Consider the following 1398-nt stretch of genomic DNA (forward strand, 5'->3'; position numbering starts at 1 on the left):
TTCATGACGAGTTGCCTCCATCATCTCCCAAGGATTCACTAGATGCCCACCCGCATGAAGTTCTGTGCCGGAATCGCCTTCGCGATGTGCTCGATGACCGCGCAAGCTGCCGATCTGCCGTCGCGGAGGATCGAGCCCGCTCCCTTGCCGCCCGCGTTTACGTGGACCGGATTTTATGTCGGCATCCAGGCTGGCTGGGGGCAGACCCGAACCGAGCTGACTGCGGGTGCGGCAATCGCTGGCCAGGCCGCTGTCGCCTCGCTGCCCAGTCTGGACAAGAACGGCGTTACGGCCGGATTGCTGGTTGGCTACAACTATCAGATCGGCCAGCTTGTCCTAGGCGGAGAGATCGACGGCTCGGCTCTCATCACCGGGAAACAGAGATACACTGCGCTGACAGGCGACTTCATTACCGCTCATACAAATTGGGTCGGCTCGGCCAGGTTGCGCGTCGGTTATGCCTTCGACCGCTTCCTGATCTACGCGACCGGCGGCCTCGCCTTGGCGGCGCCGAAGTCGACGGTGACGGGCACGGGTTATTCCTATGGCGCAGGCGACAGCACTCGCGTCGGCTGGACGCTTGGGGCTGGAGCCGAATATGCCGTCACGAACAACTGGATCGCCGGTCTGGAATATCGGTACGCGCAGTTCCAGGAGGATACCTACACCTATCCAATCGGTGTCGGTGGGCTCGGGATTGTCGGCTTCAAACAGCAACTGAGCACCAATCAGGTCGTCGGGAGACTGCTCTACAAGTTCTGATTTGATCCTATCGCGGGCCCGCCCCCAGGTTATCCTTCAACTTCTGTCGCCAAGCGCCAACCACCAAGCCCAAGGAACAACTATGAAACCGATCCACAGCACGCTCCGCGGACTGACGACGATCCTCGTAGCATCGACTTTCCTCGCCGGCTCGATTGGAGCAAGCGCGCAAACGTCGCCTCCACCTGCATCGATCCTGACGCCGGACAAAGTCGAGACACGCATCGGAACACTCGACTTCAAGGACGGCATGCCGAGCAAGGAGACCATCGCCAAGGTCTATGACAATCTGGACTTCACGCACGCCTTCGAGGCATTCGTGAACACTTTCCAGGGCGTCAGCATCGCGGCCCTTCACAAAGGATTTCAGAACGCCGGGGTGAAGGACAACGAAGCCCTCATCTTTTCCGATCTGATGGACGCCAGTTCGTTGTTCCTGACGGCCAACGCGGACACGATCTATACCCTGGGAATGCTCGACCTTTCCAAGGGGCCGATGGTGCTGGAGATCGGCCCCAAGATGTTGGGCGCTATCGACGACCAGTGGTTCCGCTGGGTTATTGATTTGGGCGCACCCGGGCCTGATCGTGGCGAAGGGGGAAAGTATCTGATCCTGCCGCCCGGCTACGATGGCAA

Annotated in this window: 2 protein-coding genes; both read left to right on the forward strand. The window is 59.9% G+C overall.

Annotation, left to right across the window (positions count from 1 at the left end; all coding sequences use genetic code 11):
• The first annotated feature begins 42 nt into the window (after positions 1 to 42).
• Positions 43 to 762 (forward strand): outer membrane protein, encoded by a 720-nt coding sequence (locus AC1DT3_RS21175; protein WP_477467159.1) that lies wholly within the window; start codon positions 43 to 45, stop codon positions 760 to 762.
• 82 nt (positions 763 to 844) lie between these two features.
• Positions 845 to 1398 (forward strand): DUF1254 domain-containing protein (locus AC1DT3_RS21180; protein WP_477467160.1); only part of this gene is annotated, 554 nt, incomplete at its 3' end.

It is taken from the genome of Microvirga sp. P4_G7 (genome assembly GCF_056401005.1).